Source organism: Pseudomonas sp. CH61 (assembly GCF_059429415.1).
On the sequence record NZ_CM182098.1, the window covers coordinates 1,557,193 to 1,572,061 of the forward strand.

Consider the following 14,869-nt stretch of genomic DNA (forward strand, 5'->3'; position numbering starts at 1 on the left):
GCTAACAGTCCCGTTGATCGCGTAAAGTGCGCAGCACTGGCGTCTGACTGGCTAAAAGGAATCTGTGCCCATGAACCGTAACGATCTGCGTCGCGTCGACATGAACCTGCTGGTGATTTTCGAAGCGCTGATGTTCGAAAAGAACCTGACCCGCGTCGCCGAAAAACTGTTCATGGGGCAACCGGCGGTCAGCGCTGCGTTGGGGCGTTTGCGCGATCTGTTCGACGATCCGCTACTGCTGCGCAACGGTCGCAGCATGGAGCCGACCGCGCGGGCGTTGGCGATTCTCAAAGAGCTGCAACCGGCGATGGATGTCATTTCTGGCGCGGTCAGCCGGGCGAAGGAGTTCGAACCGGCGAGCAGTTGCGATGTGTTTCGTATCGGTTTGTCGGACGACGCTGAGTTCGGACTGTTTCCGCCGTTGTTGCGTCAGCTTCAACAAGAGGCACCGGGGATTGTCGTGGTCGTGCGCCGCGCCAATTACTTGTTGATGCCGGCACTGTTGGCCTCTGGAGAAATCTCTGTTGGCGTCAGTTACACCACTGAGTTGCCGGCCAACGCCAAGCGCAAGACATTGCGCGACATTCCCTGCAAGGTTCTACGCGGCGACGACCGCCCTGGCCCGCTGACCCTCGACGAATACTGCGAGCGTCCGCATGCGATGGTGTCGTTCTCCGGCGACCTGAGCGGCAATATCGACATGGACCTGGCCAAGGTCGGTCGTACCCGCCGCGTGGTGTTGGGCGTGCCGCAATTCAGCGGCCTGCGCGCCTTGCTCGCTGGCACCGAGATGATCGCCACCGTGCCGGATTACGCCGCGTGCGCGCTGGTGGAAGGGTGTGCCTTGCGCGCCGAAGATCCACCGTTCCCGATCGATGCGGCGCAATTGTCGATGGCCTGGAGCGGGGTGCATGACAACGACCCGGCGGAGAAATGGCTCAGGTCGCGGATCAGTCAGTTCATGGCGGCGCCGCTGGATATCCCGCCGATTTAAATCCCTGCGCAAATCTCACAAACAACACCAATCCCCTGTGGGAGCGAGCCTGCTCGCGAAAGCGGTGTGTCATTCAAAGCATTTATCAACTGACCCGACGCCTTCGCGAGCAGGCTCGCTCCCACATTGGCTCGGTGTGATCCAAAGATTTTCGGTGCTTTAAACATCGCCGTTTAAGCAACACCCACAGACACTCTTTCAGGCTACGCAACCTTGCGCCTTTGCCTACAGCTACGCCAGAATCCGCCGGCTTGTGCGCTTGTGGTCGGGTCTCTATCGTTTGGTGGTCGCTGAAAACTCAGCGATCGGGTTTAGCGACTCGGACCAAAAAAAGTGCATCAGCGCTCCATGCTTTGTTGCAGGCTATCGTCTGCACTTCGCTATGGCGGCTGTATGCGGGAGACCTTCGGGTCTACCGGGTTGCCTTTTTACCGGTTCGCTAACCTGCATACGGTCGCCACCCATCCTGTTTAGCGACAGGACGTGGTGATCCCGGCTCTAAAAAGGAGATTCACCATGTTCAAAGTCACGCCCAACCCGCCAGACATCGCCCCCACATCCCCCTACGAATCCATCGATTCCCGAAAACTCCACGAAGCCGCCGACCGCGCCCTCGACCATTACCTCCTTCCACCCGGCTCCACGCCACCCCCACGCAGAACCCGTGGCATGTACGCCGTAACCGCTGACACCAAAAACGAAGAACTGCTGACCGACGCCAGCGAAACACTCGCCTCGGCCAAGACCATCGCCCAGGACGTAGCCCATCTGTTGCCCGCGCCGCAGCGCCGGGCGTTGTTGGGGATTGCGCAGTTGATCATGCTCGGTGAGCTGGCAGTGAATCGGGTGCTGGATAACCTCGAGCCACCGGCCTAAGCGCACCCCCTGTGGGAGCGAGCCTGCTCGCGAAAGCGCTGTGTCATTCAAAGTATTTATCAACTGACCCGACGCCTTCGCGAGCAGGCTCGCTCCCACATTGGCTCGGTGCGATCCATAGATTTTCGGTGGTTTAAACATCGCCGTTTAAGCAACACCCTCAGACACTCTTTCAGGCTACGCAACCTTGCGCCTTTGCCTACAGCTACGCCAGAATCCGCCGGCTTGTGCGCTTGTGGTCGGGTCTCTATCGTTTGGTGGTCGCTGAATAGTTCAGTGATCGGGTTTAGCGACCCGAATTGGATACAGGCGCACAGTGCACCCTACGTCTTTGCAGATTGTCTTATTGCAATTGATGTTATGGCGGCTGCGCGCGGGAGGCCTTCGGGTCTGCCGGGTTCCTGTTCCTCCCGGTTCGCTAACCTGCGTGCAGCTGCCACCATTATTTGTTTAGCGACAGGTCATGGTGGTTAACCTAGGACAGGAGATTCACCATGTTCAAAGTTACACCCAACCCACCAGACATCGACCCCACATCCCCCTACGAATCCATCGATTCGAGAAAACTCCACGAAGCCGCCGACCGCGCCCTCGACCATTACCTCCTTCCACCCGGCTCCACACCACCTCCACGCAGAACTCGCGGCATGTATGCCGTAACCGCCGACACCAAAGCCGAAGAACTGCTGACCGACGCCAGCGAAACACTCGCCTCGGCCAAAACCATCGCCCAGGACGTCGCTCACCTGTTGCCCGCGCCGCAGCGCCGGGCGTTGTTGGGGATTGCGCAGTTGATCATGCTCGGTGAGCTGGCAGTGAATCGGGTGCTGGATAACCTCGAGCCACCGGCCTAAGCGCACCCCCTGTGGGAGCGAGCCTGCTCGCGAAAGCGCTGTGTCATTCAAAGTATTTATCAACTGACCCGACGCCTTCGCGAGCAGGCTCGCTCCCACAGGGTTGTGCGGTGTTTCACGAATCCCGGAACACCGTGGAACTGAGCACACCCATCCAATTTCCTCCCGACCAACCCCGGCATGATTCACCCAATAATTATTCACGGGTGAGTCCATGCACGTTTCTCAACGGGATGAACAGGCGCGCGACATCGGTTTGCTGTTCCTGCGGGCCAGCGGTGGGTTGTTTCTGCTGTGGGTCCACGGCTTGCCCAAGCTGCTCGACTTCACCGCGCAACTGCAGCTGATCGAAGACCCGTTTCACCTCGGTTCCCACCTCACCCTGATTCTGGCGATCTTCGCCGAAGTGCTCTGTCCGCTACTGATCGTCGCCGGGTTACTGGCGCGATTGGCCTGCGTGCCTATTCTCTTTGTGCTGCTGGTGGCGTTGCTGGTCGTGCATCCGCAATGGAGTGTGGCCGAGGGGCAGTTCGGCTGGTTGCTGTTGATCCTGTTTACCACTGTGTTGATCGCCGGGCCGGGACGGCTGGTGATTTCTGTTCGTTTGCCCGGAGTGCTGCGTTATGCCTGAAGTCCTCAATCCACAGTCACCGGGGGCCGATGAGACGGTCACGCTGATCATCAAGCACCGGGTCAAGGCCGGTTTCGAGTCGGCATACGAGGCCTGGCTGCGCAATATCGTCCGCGTGGCGGGGCAGCGTGAGGGGCATTTGGGGGTGGACGTGGTGCGTGGCAGGCGCGGCCGTCTCGATTTCTACACCTGCGTGCTGCGCTTCAGCAGCACCGAAGCGATGCAAGGCTGGCTGGAGTCGCCGCAGCGCCAGGCACTGGTCGCCGAAGCGGCGCCGATGCTGGCTGACGGCGATCAGACTGAAGTCGCGCCGATCAAGGAGTTCTGGTTTACGCCACTGGCCGACGCCGCTTCGCCACCGCCGCGCTGGAAGCAGGCTGTGGTCACGCTGCTGGTGATTCTGCCGCACACCTTGCTCGTGCCGCTGATCTGGGGGCCGTTGCTGGCGCTGCATCCGCTGCTTTCCAATTACGTGGTCGCCACGTTCCTGATCACCCTGACCATCGTCCTGTCGGTGGTGTACGTGGTGATGCCGCCGGTTACCCGTTTGTTTACGCCGTGGCTTGAAGCCAGCCAGGCCCATGAACACCTCGACTCCCAAGAAACCTCGCCACGCTGAGCGCGCGAGGTTCGCTCCTTTTCACTTTGCTTGAGGAACTGCGATGAGCGCCGATCTGATTTTATTCAATGGCCAGTTTCATACCGTAGACCGCACCAAACCGCTGGCCAGTGCCGTGGCCATCACCGACGGCCGTTTCGTCGTCGTCGGCAACGACAACCAGGCCATGGCCCTGCGCGGGCCGAACACGCAAGTGGTCGATATGCACGGTCGCTGCGTCATCCCGGGCCTCAACGACTCGCACTTGCACCTGATCCGTGGCGGTTTGAACTACAACCTCGAACTGCGCTGGGAAGGCGTGCCGTCGCTGGCCGATGCGTTGCGCATGCTCAAGGATCAGGCTGACCGCACGCCGACTCCGCAATGGGTGCGCGTGGTCGGTGGCTGGAACGAATTCCAGTTCGCTGAAAAACGCATGCCAACTCTGGAAGAAATCAACCAGGCCGCACCGGACACCCCGGTGTTCATCCTGCACCTGTATGACCGCGCCTTGCTCAACCGCGCCGCGCTGCGCGTTGCCGGCTACACCCGCGACACGCCGAACCCGCCGGGTGGCGAGATCGTCCGCGACAGCAACGGCAACCCGACCGGCATGCTGGTTGCGCGACCGAACGCGATGATCCTCTATTCGACGCTGGCCAAGGGGCCGAAGCTGCCGCTGGAATATCAGGTCAACTCGACCCGCCAGTTCATGCGCGAACTCAATCGCCTCGGCCTGACCAGTGCGATTGATGCCGGCGGCGGTTTCCAGAACTACCCGGATGATTATCAGGTGATCGAACAACTGGCCAAGGACGACCAGTTGACCGTGCGCATCGCCTACAACTTGTTCACCCAGAAGCCGAAAGAAGAACTGAGCGATTTCCAGAACTGGACCGGCAGCGTGAAATTGCATCAGGGCGATGACTTCCTGCGCCACAACGGCGCCGGCGAAATGCTGGTGTTCTCGGCAGCGGACTTCGAAGATTTCCTCGAACCACGCCCCGATCTGCCGCACACCATGGAAGAAGAGCTGGAGCCGGTGGTGCGCCACTTGGTTGAACAGCGCTGGCCGTTCCGTTTGCACGCCACTTACAACGAATCCATCAGCCGCATGCTCGACGTGTTCGAGAAGGTCAACCGAGACATCCCGTTCAACGGACTGCCGTGGTTCTTCGACCACGCCGAAACCATCACCCCGCAGAACATCGAGCGTGTGAAGGCATTGGGCGGCGGCATCGCGATTCAGGATCGCATGGCCTTCCAGGGCGAATACTTTGTCGACCGTTACGGCAAACAAGCCGCCGAGGCGACGCCACCGATCAAGCGCATGCTCGCCGAAGGCGTACCGGTCGGCGCCGGCACCGATGCGACGCGGGTGTCGAGCTACAACCCGTGGACTTCGCTGTACTGGATGGTCAGCGGTCGCACAGTCGGTGGCCTGGCCTTGTACGAAGAAGGTTTGCCGCGCGCCACCGCGCTGGAACTGTTCACTCACGGCAGCGCCTGGTTCTCCTCGGAGCAGGGCAAAAAGGGCCAGATCAAGGTCGGGCAACTGGCGGATCTGGCGGCGCTGAGCGCGGACTTCTTCCATGTCGAAGAAGAAGCGATCAAGTGGATCGAGTCGGTACTGACCGTGGTCGGCGGCAAGATTGTTTATGCCGCCGGCGACTTCGAAGACCTCGGCCCGCGCTCGATACCCGTGCTGCCGGACTGGTCGCCGGTGGTGAAAGTCCCGGGCCACTGGCGACCGAATTCGCCCTTACAGGCGCAGGTTCACCAGTGCAGCGGCCCGTGCGCAGTGCATACCCACAGCCATGAAAAGGCGCGGATGTCGAATGCACCGGTCAGCGACTTCGCCGGTTTCTGGGGCGCGTTCGGCTGTTCCTGCTTCGCTTTCTGATTTTCCCTGAAGCGCCGGCCATCCGGTCGGCGCTCAATGCTTCATCCATCCGTCCATCAGGAGTTTTCCCATGAGCGTTCCTTACACACGTCTGAACAAAGATGATGCGGTCGTACTGCTGGTCGATCACCAGACCGGTCTGATCTCGCTGGTCCAGGATTTCACTCCGAACGAATTCAAGAACAACGTGCTGGCGCTGGGCGACATCGCCAAGTTCTTCAAGCTGCCGACCATTCTGACCACCAGTTTCGACGCAGGCCCGAACGGCCCGATCGTGCCTGAGCTGCGTGAGCAGTTTCCGGATGCGCCATTCATTCAGCGCCCGGGGCAGATCAATGCCTGGGATAACGAAGACTTCGTTAAAGCGATCAAGGCGACCGGTCGCAAGCAACTGATCATCGCCGGTGTGGTGACGGACGTTTGCGTGGCATTCCCGACCTTGTCGGCGATTGCTGAAGGCTACGAAGTGTTTGTGGTGACGGATTCGTCGGGCACCTTCAACACCACCGTGCAGCAAGCGGCGTGGGCGCGGATGTCAGCGGCGGGTGCCCACCTGTTGAACTGGTTCTCTGTGGCGTGCGAGCTGCAGGGCGACTGGCGCAACGACATGGAAGGGTTGGCGCATTTGCTGTCGGAGCGTCTGCCTAACTATCGCAATTTGATCAACAGCTATACCAAGTTCACTGCCAAGTAATCGTCTGATCTTGAAGAGCCCCTCACCCTAGCCCTCTCCCAGAGGGAGAGGGGACTGACCGAGGGGCTCTTTCGAGGTACGCCGACGTGCAATACCGAGCCGAACTTCAGTTTTGAACAGCTTGAAGATCGGCTCCCTTTTCCTCTGAAATCTTGGGGAGAGGGGACTGACCGAGGGGCTGTTTCGAGGTACGCCGACGTGCGATACCGAGCCGAACTTCAGTTTTGAACAGCTTGAAGATCGGCTCCCTTTTCCTCTGAAATCTTGGGGAGAGGGGACTGACCGGGGGGCTCATTCGGAATACACCAACCTGGGGAAATCGAGCCGAACTCCGGACTTGAAGCACACGGAGATCGGCTCCCTTCCCCCTCGCCCCCTTGGGGGAGAGGGTTGGGGTGAGGGGGTAGGCTTTTGATCTTAAAATCCCCGCATCAGCGCTTCTGCAACCAACCGAGAAACCCACCTTTCCTCACCACCACCGGTTTAGCCATCAACGCGAGGCGACTGTTCTGCTGACGCACCGCCTGCAATTTATTCAACGCCCGACCCACTTCCGTGCGCTGCTCCATGCACTCGCGAGTGAGGTGCTTGTCGAGACGATAGATGATGCTCGACGTCAACGCCGTGAACGTCGCCTGCGACGGCGTATCGGCCAGAATGCTCTGTTCACCCATGACCTCACTCGGCCCCATGCGCCCGGCCTCGACCTTGCTGTCACCGTCAGGCACAGTCGCACTGACCACCCCGGTGGCAATCACAAACAGACTGTCCGGCACTTCATCCAGATCCAGCACCACCTGGCCCGCCGCATACTGCTGCGCAACCATCGATTCGGCGAGGCGATCACGTTCCTCGCTGCTCAGCGAGCGGAAGATTTTCACTTCATCCAACAACGTGCGGGCGCGGGTCGACGGCTCGATCACGCCGTCCGGATGCCGCGAAATGCCCGCCGCTTCAAGATGCCGGTGGGCGAGGTCGAACAGTTGATTGCGAACTTCGCTTTTCTTGCCGAGCTCGGCGATGAAGCCGCTGGCGACGTATTCCGACATGGTTTCACCGGCCTCTTTCAGCACGGCTTTCGGCGCTGGCGTCAGCAACAGAGCGCTGCTGCCCTGCAAGGTGCGATCAAGCGCATCGAGCACCCGGCGCGGGCGAATGTGATTCGGCACCTGAATGCTGATCGACACGCCGTGCATGTTGTTCGGACGGCTGAGGTTGACGATCTTCGCCTTGGCCGCCACCGAGTTCGGCACCACCGCCATGGTTCCGGCGCTGGTCAGCAGGTGGGTGGCGCGCCAGTCGATGTCGAAGACCTTGCCTTCAACGCCGTCGATCACCACAAAATCATCCACCTGATACGGCTTGGTGGTGTTGAGCACGATCCCGGAAAACACATCGGCCAAGGTGCTTTGCAGCGCCAGACCGACAACAATCGCCACCACGCCGGAGGTTGCCAGCAAACCCTTCACCGGCAGCTCCAGCACGTAACCGGCCGCGGCGACGGTGGCGACCAGGAAGACCAGAGCGCCGATCACGTCCTGCAGCAAACGACCGCTGTGGCCGATGCGACGCATCAGCGCCAGGCCGATGACTTCGGTCAGCACCCGCGCGGCGTACAGCCACCAGAGAATTCCCAGTGCCGTCGCACCCAATTGCGCCACGCGGTCATCAACAAACTGTGGTGCTTGCAGTGGGCTGACGCCGGCGTTGATCACCAGCGCCGTGAACGCCAGAAACAGCGCCAGCCGCACACCGACTCTCGGAGCGCGATGGGTGAAGGGCGAGAAGTGCCAGAGCACGGCGTCGAGCAGCAGCAGGGCGGCGCTCCAGGACAGCAGGTGGGTGTAGAAAAATGTCATGACCTTGGCTCCGCGGTGTCTGCAAGTGAAAAGATCGCAGCCTGCGGCAGCTCCTACAGGAGAACGTATTCCAATGTAGGAGCTGCCGAAGGCTGCGATCTTTTGCCGTTAAGGCTGCAAGTGGGTTTTCAGCTCAGCCGCTGCCTGACGCACGGCCGCCTTCACTTCAGGAATCTGACTCAACGGATTGAGCAGGCCGAAGTCATGAATCATCCCGTTGTAGCGCACCGAGGTCACCGCTACACCAGCCGCATCCAGGTGCCGCGCGTAGCCTTCGCCTTCGTCACGCAACACATCGAACTCGGCAGTCTGCACCAGTGCCGCAGGCAAGCCTTTGAGTTGTTCGGCGCTGGCGTTGAGCGGCGAGGCGTGAATCTGCGCACGCTCGGCGGGGTTGGTGGTGTAGTTGTCCCAGAACCACTGCATCATGCCTTTGGTGAGGAAGTGGCCCTCGGCAAATTGCTGGTACGAGCCGTCGTCGAACTGTGCGTTGGTCACCGGCCACATCAGCAGCTGGAAGCGCAGTGCCGGGGCTTTCTGTTCCTTGGCCATCAGCGCCACGACCGCCGCCATGTTGCCGCCGACGCTGTTGCCGGCCACCGCCAGACGCTTGCCGTCGACACCGATGTCCTTGCCGTGCTCAGCCACCCATTTCGTCGCGGCGTAAGCCTGGTTGATCGCGGTCGGGTACTGCGCTTCCGGCGACGGTGTGTAGTCGACGTACACCGCAACCGCGCCAGAACCCACCACCAAGTCACGAATCAGGCGCTGGTGGGTCGGGTAATCACCGAGCACCCAGCCGCCACCGTGGAAGAACATGAACACCGGCAACTCGCCTTTGACCTTGGCCGGACGCACCACTTTCAGGTTGATCGTCTGGCCATCGACCTTGATCGCCTTGTCGCTGACTTCAACACCGGACAGATCCACTTTCACCGAAGCCTGGGCGCCGGTCAGTACTGCGCGGGCGTCTTTCGGGCTCAGTTGCTCAAGGGGTTTGCCACCGCCGGCGGCGAGGGCGTTGAGGAAGGCTTGGGTGTTGTGTTCGACACCGGAGGTCTCGGCGGCGAATGCATTGCCGATGGACAGGGCGAGGAGGGAAGCGGCGAGGGTTTTCGTGATGTTCATGTTCAATTCCATTTTTGATTTTGTTGAGTGTGTGGGGGGTTGGTTTCAACACCGTGGACACAGATTAATAGGGTGCCGAGAAGTGAAAAAGCGGCTATAAAGCGTTTAACTGTCCACCAGAGAGTGACAATGAACCCGTTCGAAGACATGCGTATTTTCTGCCAGGTCATGGACTCCGGCAGCTTCACCTCGGCGGCCGATCAGTTGGGCCTGTCCAAGCAGTTCGTCAGCCGGCGTTTGATGCAACTGGAGGAGCGCCTCGGCGTGCGATTGTTGAACCGTTCGACCCGGCGACTCGATGTGACGCCGCTGGGGCAGAGTTATTACGAATCGGCGTTGCGCCTGTTGGGTGAAGTCGAGCAAGTGGAGCAGGGCATCGCCGGGCAAACCGCCGAGCCACGCGGGACGATTCGCCTGAGTGCGCCGCTGTCGTTCGCCGTGGCGCATCTGGGCTGTTTGTTGCCGCTGTTCTTGCAGCGTTATCGCGAGGTCACGGTTGAGGTCGATCTGAGTGATCGGCCGGTGGATTTGCTCGGTGAGGGTTACGATCTGGCGCTGCGCATTGGCGTGCTGGAAGACTCGACGCTGATTGCCCGGCGTATCGCCTCGATCGAACGGGTGTACTGCGCCAGTCCGGCGTACCTCGCCGAGCGCGGCACGCCGCTCAAGCCTGAAGATCTGCACAGCCATGATTGTCTGCCGTATGGGCACGGGCGGTCAGTGCAGTGGCGCTTCAACGCGGGGCAGGGCAAGCCGCTGTTGGTCAATGTCACCGGACGCATGCGCGTTAACAACGGCGAGTTGCTCAGGGATGCGGCGGTGCAGGGGATGGGTATTACGTATCTGCCGACGTTCATCGTTGGTGCAGCGCTGAAGGATGGCCGGCTGGTGCCAGTGCTGGATGATCTGCGCCCGGAGCCGCTGACGTTGTCGGCGGTGTATCCGCAGCATCGTCAGGCTTCCAGACCGGTGCAGGCGCTGGTTGAATTTCTGCGCGAACGCCTGAACCAGAGCCACGTCGCCCTCTGATATAGGTCTTTGCTGGCTCGCGATCGCCGTTCCTGGATGCCCAACACGAATCTATAGGGAGCGGCCGCAGGCTGCGATCTTTTTGACCTTGAAAAACCAGATCAAAAGATCGTAGTTTCCGGCAGCTCCTCCGTTCAGGAAACCGGGTGGATCGCATGCCCCGGCTGTGCGTAAAGATCGATGCCGAGGGCATGCATAACTTTCAAAACCGTTTCGAAGCGCGGCTTTGCGCCGGGCGCGAACGCCTTGTACAGACTTTCGCGACCCATGCCAGAAGTTTTGGCTACCTGCGTCATCCCGCGCGCCTTGAGCACATAGCCGATTGCGCGAAGAAACTCTTCGTTATCCCCGTCTGCAAGAACCTGGGACAGGTATTCGCTGATGGCTTCGTCACTGTCCAGCAATGCTGCCACGTCGAAATTCGTTAACGTCTGGCTCATGGTTAAACCTCCTTAGCCATTTTTTGTGCGCGTCGGATGTCTGCGCTTTGTGATGGTATCCACGTGAGCAGAGTTGAATAGTCAGCTGTGTCCGTTATCTGTTTTGATAATTCGCCGACACTTGTAGGCATGAACACTCAGATATGTAGGAGCTGCCGTAGGCTGCGATCTTTTGATCTTGACCTTTAAACCCCAAGATCAAAAGATCGCAGCCTGCGGCAGCTCCTACACGAATTGGCTTACAAGTTTGCAACAACCGCAATTGCCGGGCAGATCTAGACTCGGATCCGCTCAATCACGAGCATCGTCCGGAGTGCGCCATGGAAGTGCCCAATAATAAAACCGCCATCGAGAGCAATCGGCAGGCGTGGAACGATTCCGCCCGCCATCATCAGGATTCGCCTGATTGGCAGGCCCTGCTCGGCGAGGTCGCGCGGGCGGATTTCTCCTGCCTCGATGAGACCCTGAGCGGGTTGCTGGAGGTCGATGGCAAGGATGTGATTCAACTGGGCTGCAACAACGGCCGTGAGAGTCTCTCGCTGTTTGCGCTTGGTGCCAGAAGCGTGGTCGGTGTCGATCAGTCGGCGGCGTTTCTCGATCAGGCGCGTGAGCTGAACAAGCGTTCACCGCACAATGCCGAGTTCATCGAAAGCGATATCCATCATTTGCCAGCGTCGTTGCAGAACCGCTTCGACGTGGCGCTGATCACCATTGGTGTTTTGAACTGGATGCCGGACATCGGCGAGTTCTTCCGCCACGTCGCCTCGACCCTGAAACCGGGTGGCAAACTGGTGATCTACGAAACCCATCCGTTTCTGGAAATGGTCGATCCCGACGCAGAGGATCCGTATCGCCTCGCCAGTTCCTACTTCCGCGCAGAGCCGTTTGTGCAAGAGGAGCCGATTGTCTACGTCGGCAAGGTTGAACAGCAGGCAGCGAAGTCGTATTGGTTTGTGCATACGCTGGGGGCGATTTTCAGCGGTGCCATCGGGGCAGGGCTGAACATTGCGCACTTCAAGGAATACGCGCATTCGAATCGGGAGGAGGTTTATGACCGGTATCTGAATCGAGAGGCGCAGATGCCGATGTGCTTTACCCTGGTCGCCACCAAGTCCTGATTGATCGATGCGGCTGCCGGCCTCATCGCGAGCAGGCTCACTCCTACATTTGAAATGCGTTCCCGTGTAGGAGTGAGCCTGCTCGCGATGGCGGCATCAAAGCCGCCACAAATATCCAGACTGAATCAAGCCTGCGCCGCCGCCGTCACTACCGGTCTTTCCGGCTTGCGCAGTGCCTCCAGTCTCGAGTTGCTGTAGTTCGATTCGCGGAAGAAACGCCAGTGCCCGAACAGGTCGTAAACATGGGTGATATGCCCTTGTTCCTGATAGCCCAGGCGAATATGCATCTTCAGCGCCTGTACATTGGCGTTGTCGCAGATATCCACGACTTTTTTAAAGCCTCGGGCAGCCATGACTTGCCAAAGTGCGGTCTGTGCATCGACGGTCAAGCTACTGCCGAAATAGTGCCGGGTAATTTCGGCACCGAACTGAAAGTATTCACCGGGCTTGACCGGGAACGTGCAGCGGTAGAAGTGACGGTCGTAATAGTCGCGAGTGCTGGCCCAGACAAACCCGACGGTGTGATCGTCCTGGTCCAGGTACATGTGCCCCGTATGCCCTTCAGCGGCCAGTTCGGCCATGGTCTCCACGCGGTCACCAAAGTACTTGCCGAATGCCTTGGCGTTGTCCTCGGTGATGTCGACTCTGCGCAAACCTTCGCAGGGGCGCAGTTTGTTCGCGGCAATCGGCGTGACCAGGTCGCGCTCCATCCACAGCAGTTCACGGTGAGCGAACACGTAACGTTTCCACAGCGCGCCAAGGGTGCGGCGCAGGCCTTTTTGTTTGATGCGCAGAAGCAGATTTTCGATGACGCTCATGATGCCCTCCGAGGCGCTAGCCCAGGTGTGTTGGATGGTGTTGCCGGTTGAATTTCGGATGTGTTCGCCGCCGTCGAGTTGCCGGCATGCGGTGCGCGCCATTTTTGCAGGGCCGGTTTGACGTGGTGCCAAAGGCGTAGCCCCAGGCCCAGCAGCAGACCGCTCGGGCGCCATGAGTAGAAACTCCAGCGCCAGTGTTCCAGTTGCCCGGTCATGCGTTCGTGCAGTTGATGGCTGGAGTTTTCCAGGCTGACCCGCGACGCATCGATCCAGCGCCAGTGCTCATCCAGCCCCCAACGAATCCATTCCTCCAGCAATACCCGGCCACTACCGAGGTCGGCGTACTGCGGCAAAAACGCCAGGTTGTAATCGTAGAGGCGGCCCTGTTCGAGCAGGCCGAGGCGATAGCTGATGCAGCGGCCGTTCAGCTCCAGCGTCACGACCCGCACCAGGCCTTGGTCGGCGAGGGCGGTGAAGGCGCTTTGCATCCACTGACGACTGCGTTCGGTGGCGAATATCCCGACGCCCTCGTCACCTTTCCAACTGACCGACTCGACTTCCTGCAGCGCTTCCAAAATCGTAGGCATCGACAGCGCATCGGCGGTGATTCGCCGCACTTGTGCACCGCATGCGGTAATCCGTTTGCGTGCCCGACGCAACTTGTAGCGCGGGTCACCGGAGATCTCCTGATGATCGGCGTCGCTGATCAGATGCACCGGCACTCGGCAACTCAGGCGTCGTTCAGCCGTGGAACTGCGCGCCATCCATTCGGTGAGCGCACTTTCTTCACCGGCAGGTTCCGACAGTTCATTGAGTTGCAGCAGCGCGTGGGGCAGATGCTTACGGATCAGCACCAGTGCCTTGTGCATGTCTTCGCTGCCGAGCAACGACAGCAAGGCCAGGCGATCGGCCATTGGATAACCCAAGTGATGCAAAACGCGAAACGGTACGCCAGCGAAGCGTTCGCGGCTGGCCACCAGTGGCAGGCACAGCAGCAATTGCTCGGCTTCCCAGCCAAGCAGAATATGCAGGCGCTGATCCTCGTCCAGGGCCTGCTCTGCCGCGCACAACCAGCCAAGATTGTTGAACGGCGTGTGGTCGGCCACGCGCAGGCGCAGTGCCTCGTAGGCCTTCGCCGGGAAGTCGGCAGCGCACAGGGAGGTGCGCCATTCGAATCGCATCACCATGGGTTCAGGCCGCCGTTGCTGTGACAGGTGGACGGGAAGTTTTACCCAGCGCCGCCAGACGCGAGCCGCTGTAGCGGGTTTCGCGATAGAAGCGCCAGCGGCCGAACAGCGTGTAGATATTCATGATCCGCTGTTGTTCGGTATAGCCCATGCGCAGGTGCAGCTTGAGCGCGGGGATGTTGCACGAGTCACAGACATCGACCACTTTGCGGCAGCCTTTGGCGGCCATGGTTTTCCACAGGCGCACTTGCACATCGACTGACAACTCGCTGCCCCAGTAGGCACGGGTCATTTCGCCACCGAATTCGAAGAACTCGCCGGGTTTCACCGGGAACCGGCAACCGTAGTAATGCCGATCGAAATAGTCGCGCGGCGTGCCCCAGATAAACGCTACGGCATCGCCTTGCTCGTCGACATGCATATGCCCGGTGTGACCTTCACTGGCCAGCTCGGCCATGACGCCGACACGGTCGCCGAAGTAACGGGTGAAGGCGCTGGCGTTGTCGGCGGTGATCTTCATTACGCGCAGCGGCGGGTAGGGTTTGAGGTTGTGCGGCGGCACGGGGCTGACCAGATCGCGCTCCATCCACAGCAGTTCCTGATGGGCAAAAATGTACATTCTGCGGATCTTCGCCAAGGTCGCTCGCAGGCCTTTACGACGGATATGTCCGCTGAGTTTTTGCAAAACATCCATGGTCTCTTCTCCTGTTGAAGGTCCCACGCACAGCAAGACGCTCGCG

15 protein-coding genes are annotated in these 14,869 nt (G+C 59.9%); 9 read left to right on the plus strand and 6 right to left on the minus strand.

The window, feature by feature from the left end; translation table 11 throughout:
• Positions 1 to 70 precede the first annotated feature (70 nt).
• From AC5SEM_RS06965 to ycaC, 7 genes are all read left to right on the plus strand, one after another.
• Positions 71 to 994 (plus strand): LysR family transcriptional regulator, encoded by a 924-nt coding sequence (locus AC5SEM_RS06965; RefSeq protein WP_495472466.1) that lies wholly within the window; start codon positions 71 to 73, stop codon positions 992 to 994.
• Between the two features lie 516 nt (positions 995 to 1,510).
• Positions 1,511 to 1,870, plus strand: coding sequence for a DUF6124 family protein (locus tag AC5SEM_RS06970; RefSeq protein ID WP_331695360.1), 360 nt, complete (start codon positions 1,511 to 1,513; stop codon positions 1,868 to 1,870).
• Positions 1,871 to 2,364: 494 nt separating this feature from the next.
• On the plus strand, positions 2,365 to 2,724 hold the full coding sequence (locus tag AC5SEM_RS06975) for a DUF6124 family protein (RefSeq protein WP_016987821.1): 360 nt from the start codon (positions 2,365 to 2,367) through the stop codon (positions 2,722 to 2,724).
• Positions 2,725 to 2,938: 214 nt separating this feature from the next.
• Positions 2,939 to 3,355, plus strand: coding sequence for a DoxX family protein (locus AC5SEM_RS06980; protein ID WP_495472467.1), 417 nt, complete (start codon positions 2,939 to 2,941; stop codon positions 3,353 to 3,355).
• Positions 3,348 to 3,974 (plus strand): antibiotic biosynthesis monooxygenase, encoded by a 627-nt coding sequence (locus tag AC5SEM_RS06985; protein ID WP_495472468.1) that lies wholly within the window; start codon positions 3,348 to 3,350, stop codon positions 3,972 to 3,974. The genes AC5SEM_RS06980 and AC5SEM_RS06985 overlap by 8 nt, the downstream gene beginning before the upstream one ends.
• Before the next feature lie 43 nt (positions 3,975 to 4,017).
• A complete protein-coding gene (locus AC5SEM_RS06990; RefSeq protein WP_495472469.1) occupies positions 4,018 to 5,856 on the plus strand; it encodes an amidohydrolase in 1,839 nt (612 codons plus the stop codon).
• Positions 5,857 to 5,926: 70 nt separating this feature from the next.
• Positions 5,927 to 6,550, plus strand: a complete 624-nt coding sequence (gene ycaC, locus AC5SEM_RS06995; protein WP_007913541.1) for an isochorismate family cysteine hydrolase YcaC — start codon at positions 5,927 to 5,929, stop codon at positions 6,548 to 6,550.
• 431 nt (positions 6,551 to 6,981) lie between these two features.
• On the opposite strand, the gene AC5SEM_RS07000 is transcribed toward ycaC, so the two are convergent.
• Both AC5SEM_RS07000 and AC5SEM_RS07005 read right to left on the minus strand, forming a co-directional pair.
• Positions 6,982 to 8,409, minus strand: a complete 1,428-nt coding sequence (locus tag AC5SEM_RS07000; protein WP_495472470.1) for a mechanosensitive ion channel domain-containing protein — start codon at positions 8,407 to 8,409, stop codon at positions 6,982 to 6,984.
• A gap of 108 nt (positions 8,410 to 8,517) precedes the next feature.
• Entirely contained in the window at positions 8,518 to 9,537 is a 1,020-nt protein-coding gene (locus AC5SEM_RS07005; protein ID WP_495472471.1) for an alpha/beta hydrolase, read from the minus strand.
• Positions 9,538 to 9,666: 129 nt separating this feature from the next.
• On the opposite strand from AC5SEM_RS07005, the gene AC5SEM_RS07010 reads away from it, so the two are divergent.
• Positions 9,667 to 10,566: a LysR family transcriptional regulator gene (locus tag AC5SEM_RS07010; protein ID WP_495472472.1), complete on the plus strand. Its 900-nt coding sequence runs from the start codon at positions 9,667 to 9,669 to the stop codon at positions 10,564 to 10,566.
• Between the two features lie 134 nt (positions 10,567 to 10,700).
• Here AC5SEM_RS07010 and AC5SEM_RS07015 read toward each other — a convergent pair whose 3' ends face one another.
• Positions 10,701 to 11,006 (minus strand): addiction module antidote protein, encoded by a 306-nt coding sequence (locus tag AC5SEM_RS07015; RefSeq protein ID WP_495472473.1) that lies wholly within the window; start codon positions 11,004 to 11,006, stop codon positions 10,701 to 10,703.
• Positions 11,007 to 11,326: 320 nt separating this feature from the next.
• On the opposite strand from AC5SEM_RS07015, the gene AC5SEM_RS07020 reads away from it, so the two are divergent.
• Positions 11,327 to 12,124, plus strand: a complete 798-nt coding sequence (locus tag AC5SEM_RS07020; protein ID WP_495472474.1) for a class I SAM-dependent methyltransferase — start codon at positions 11,327 to 11,329, stop codon at positions 12,122 to 12,124.
• 125 nt (positions 12,125 to 12,249) lie between these two features.
• Here the strand turns inward: AC5SEM_RS07020 and AC5SEM_RS07025 are convergent, their stop codons facing one another.
• From AC5SEM_RS07025 to AC5SEM_RS07035, 3 genes are read right to left on the minus strand one after another with little or no spacing between them, the layout of a single operon-like run.
• On the minus strand, positions 12,250 to 12,942 hold the full coding sequence (locus tag AC5SEM_RS07025) for a GNAT family N-acetyltransferase (RefSeq protein ID WP_495472475.1): 693 nt from the start codon (positions 12,940 to 12,942) through the stop codon (positions 12,250 to 12,252).
• Positions 12,939 to 14,129, minus strand: a complete 1,191-nt coding sequence (locus tag AC5SEM_RS07030; protein WP_495472476.1) for a GNAT family N-acetyltransferase — start codon at positions 14,127 to 14,129, stop codon at positions 12,939 to 12,941. Before AC5SEM_RS07030 ends, AC5SEM_RS07025 begins: the two co-directional genes overlap by 4 nt.
• Positions 14,130 to 14,133: 4 nt before the next feature.
• On the minus strand, positions 14,134 to 14,823 hold the full coding sequence (locus AC5SEM_RS07035; RefSeq protein ID WP_495472477.1) for an N-acetyltransferase: 690 nt from the start codon (positions 14,821 to 14,823) through the stop codon (positions 14,134 to 14,136).
• Positions 14,824 to 14,869: the final 46 nt, after the last annotated feature.

Coding starts and splice junctions, on each gene's coding strand:
- AC5SEM_RS06965 (WP_495472466.1), top strand. CDS start 71: ATGAACCGTAACGATCTGCGTCGCGTCGACATGAACCTGCTGGTGATT.
- AC5SEM_RS06970 (WP_331695360.1), top strand. CDS start 1,511: ATGTTCAAAGTCACGCCCAACCCGCCAGACATCGCCCCCACATCCCCC.
- AC5SEM_RS06975 (WP_016987821.1), top strand. CDS start 2,365: ATGTTCAAAGTTACACCCAACCCACCAGACATCGACCCCACATCCCCC.
- AC5SEM_RS06980 (WP_495472467.1), top strand. CDS start 2,939: ATGCACGTTTCTCAACGGGATGAACAGGCGCGCGACATCGGTTTGCTG.
- AC5SEM_RS06985 (WP_495472468.1), top strand. CDS start 3,348: ATGCCTGAAGTCCTCAATCCACAGTCACCGGGGGCCGATGAGACGGTC.
- AC5SEM_RS06990 (WP_495472469.1), top strand. CDS start 4,018: ATGAGCGCCGATCTGATTTTATTCAATGGCCAGTTTCATACCGTAGAC.
- ycaC (WP_007913541.1), top strand. CDS start 5,927: ATGAGCGTTCCTTACACACGTCTGAACAAAGATGATGCGGTCGTACTG.
- AC5SEM_RS07000 (WP_495472470.1), bottom strand. CDS start 8,409: ATGACATTTTTCTACACCCACCTGCTGTCCTGGAGCGCCGCCCTGCTG.
- AC5SEM_RS07005 (WP_495472471.1), bottom strand. CDS start 9,537: ATGAACATCACGAAAACCCTCGCCGCTTCCCTCCTCGCCCTGTCCATC.
- AC5SEM_RS07010 (WP_495472472.1), top strand. CDS start 9,667: ATGAACCCGTTCGAAGACATGCGTATTTTCTGCCAGGTCATGGACTCC.
- AC5SEM_RS07015 (WP_495472473.1), bottom strand. CDS start 11,006: ATGAGCCAGACGTTAACGAATTTCGACGTGGCAGCATTGCTGGACAGT.
- AC5SEM_RS07020 (WP_495472474.1), top strand. CDS start 11,327: ATGGAAGTGCCCAATAATAAAACCGCCATCGAGAGCAATCGGCAGGCG.
- AC5SEM_RS07025 (WP_495472475.1), bottom strand. CDS start 12,942: ATGAGCGTCATCGAAAATCTGCTTCTGCGCATCAAACAAAAAGGCCTG.
- AC5SEM_RS07030 (WP_495472476.1), bottom strand. CDS start 14,129: ATGGTGATGCGATTCGAATGGCGCACCTCCCTGTGCGCTGCCGACTTC.
- AC5SEM_RS07035 (WP_495472477.1), bottom strand. CDS start 14,823: ATGGATGTTTTGCAAAAACTCAGCGGACATATCCGTCGTAAAGGCCTG.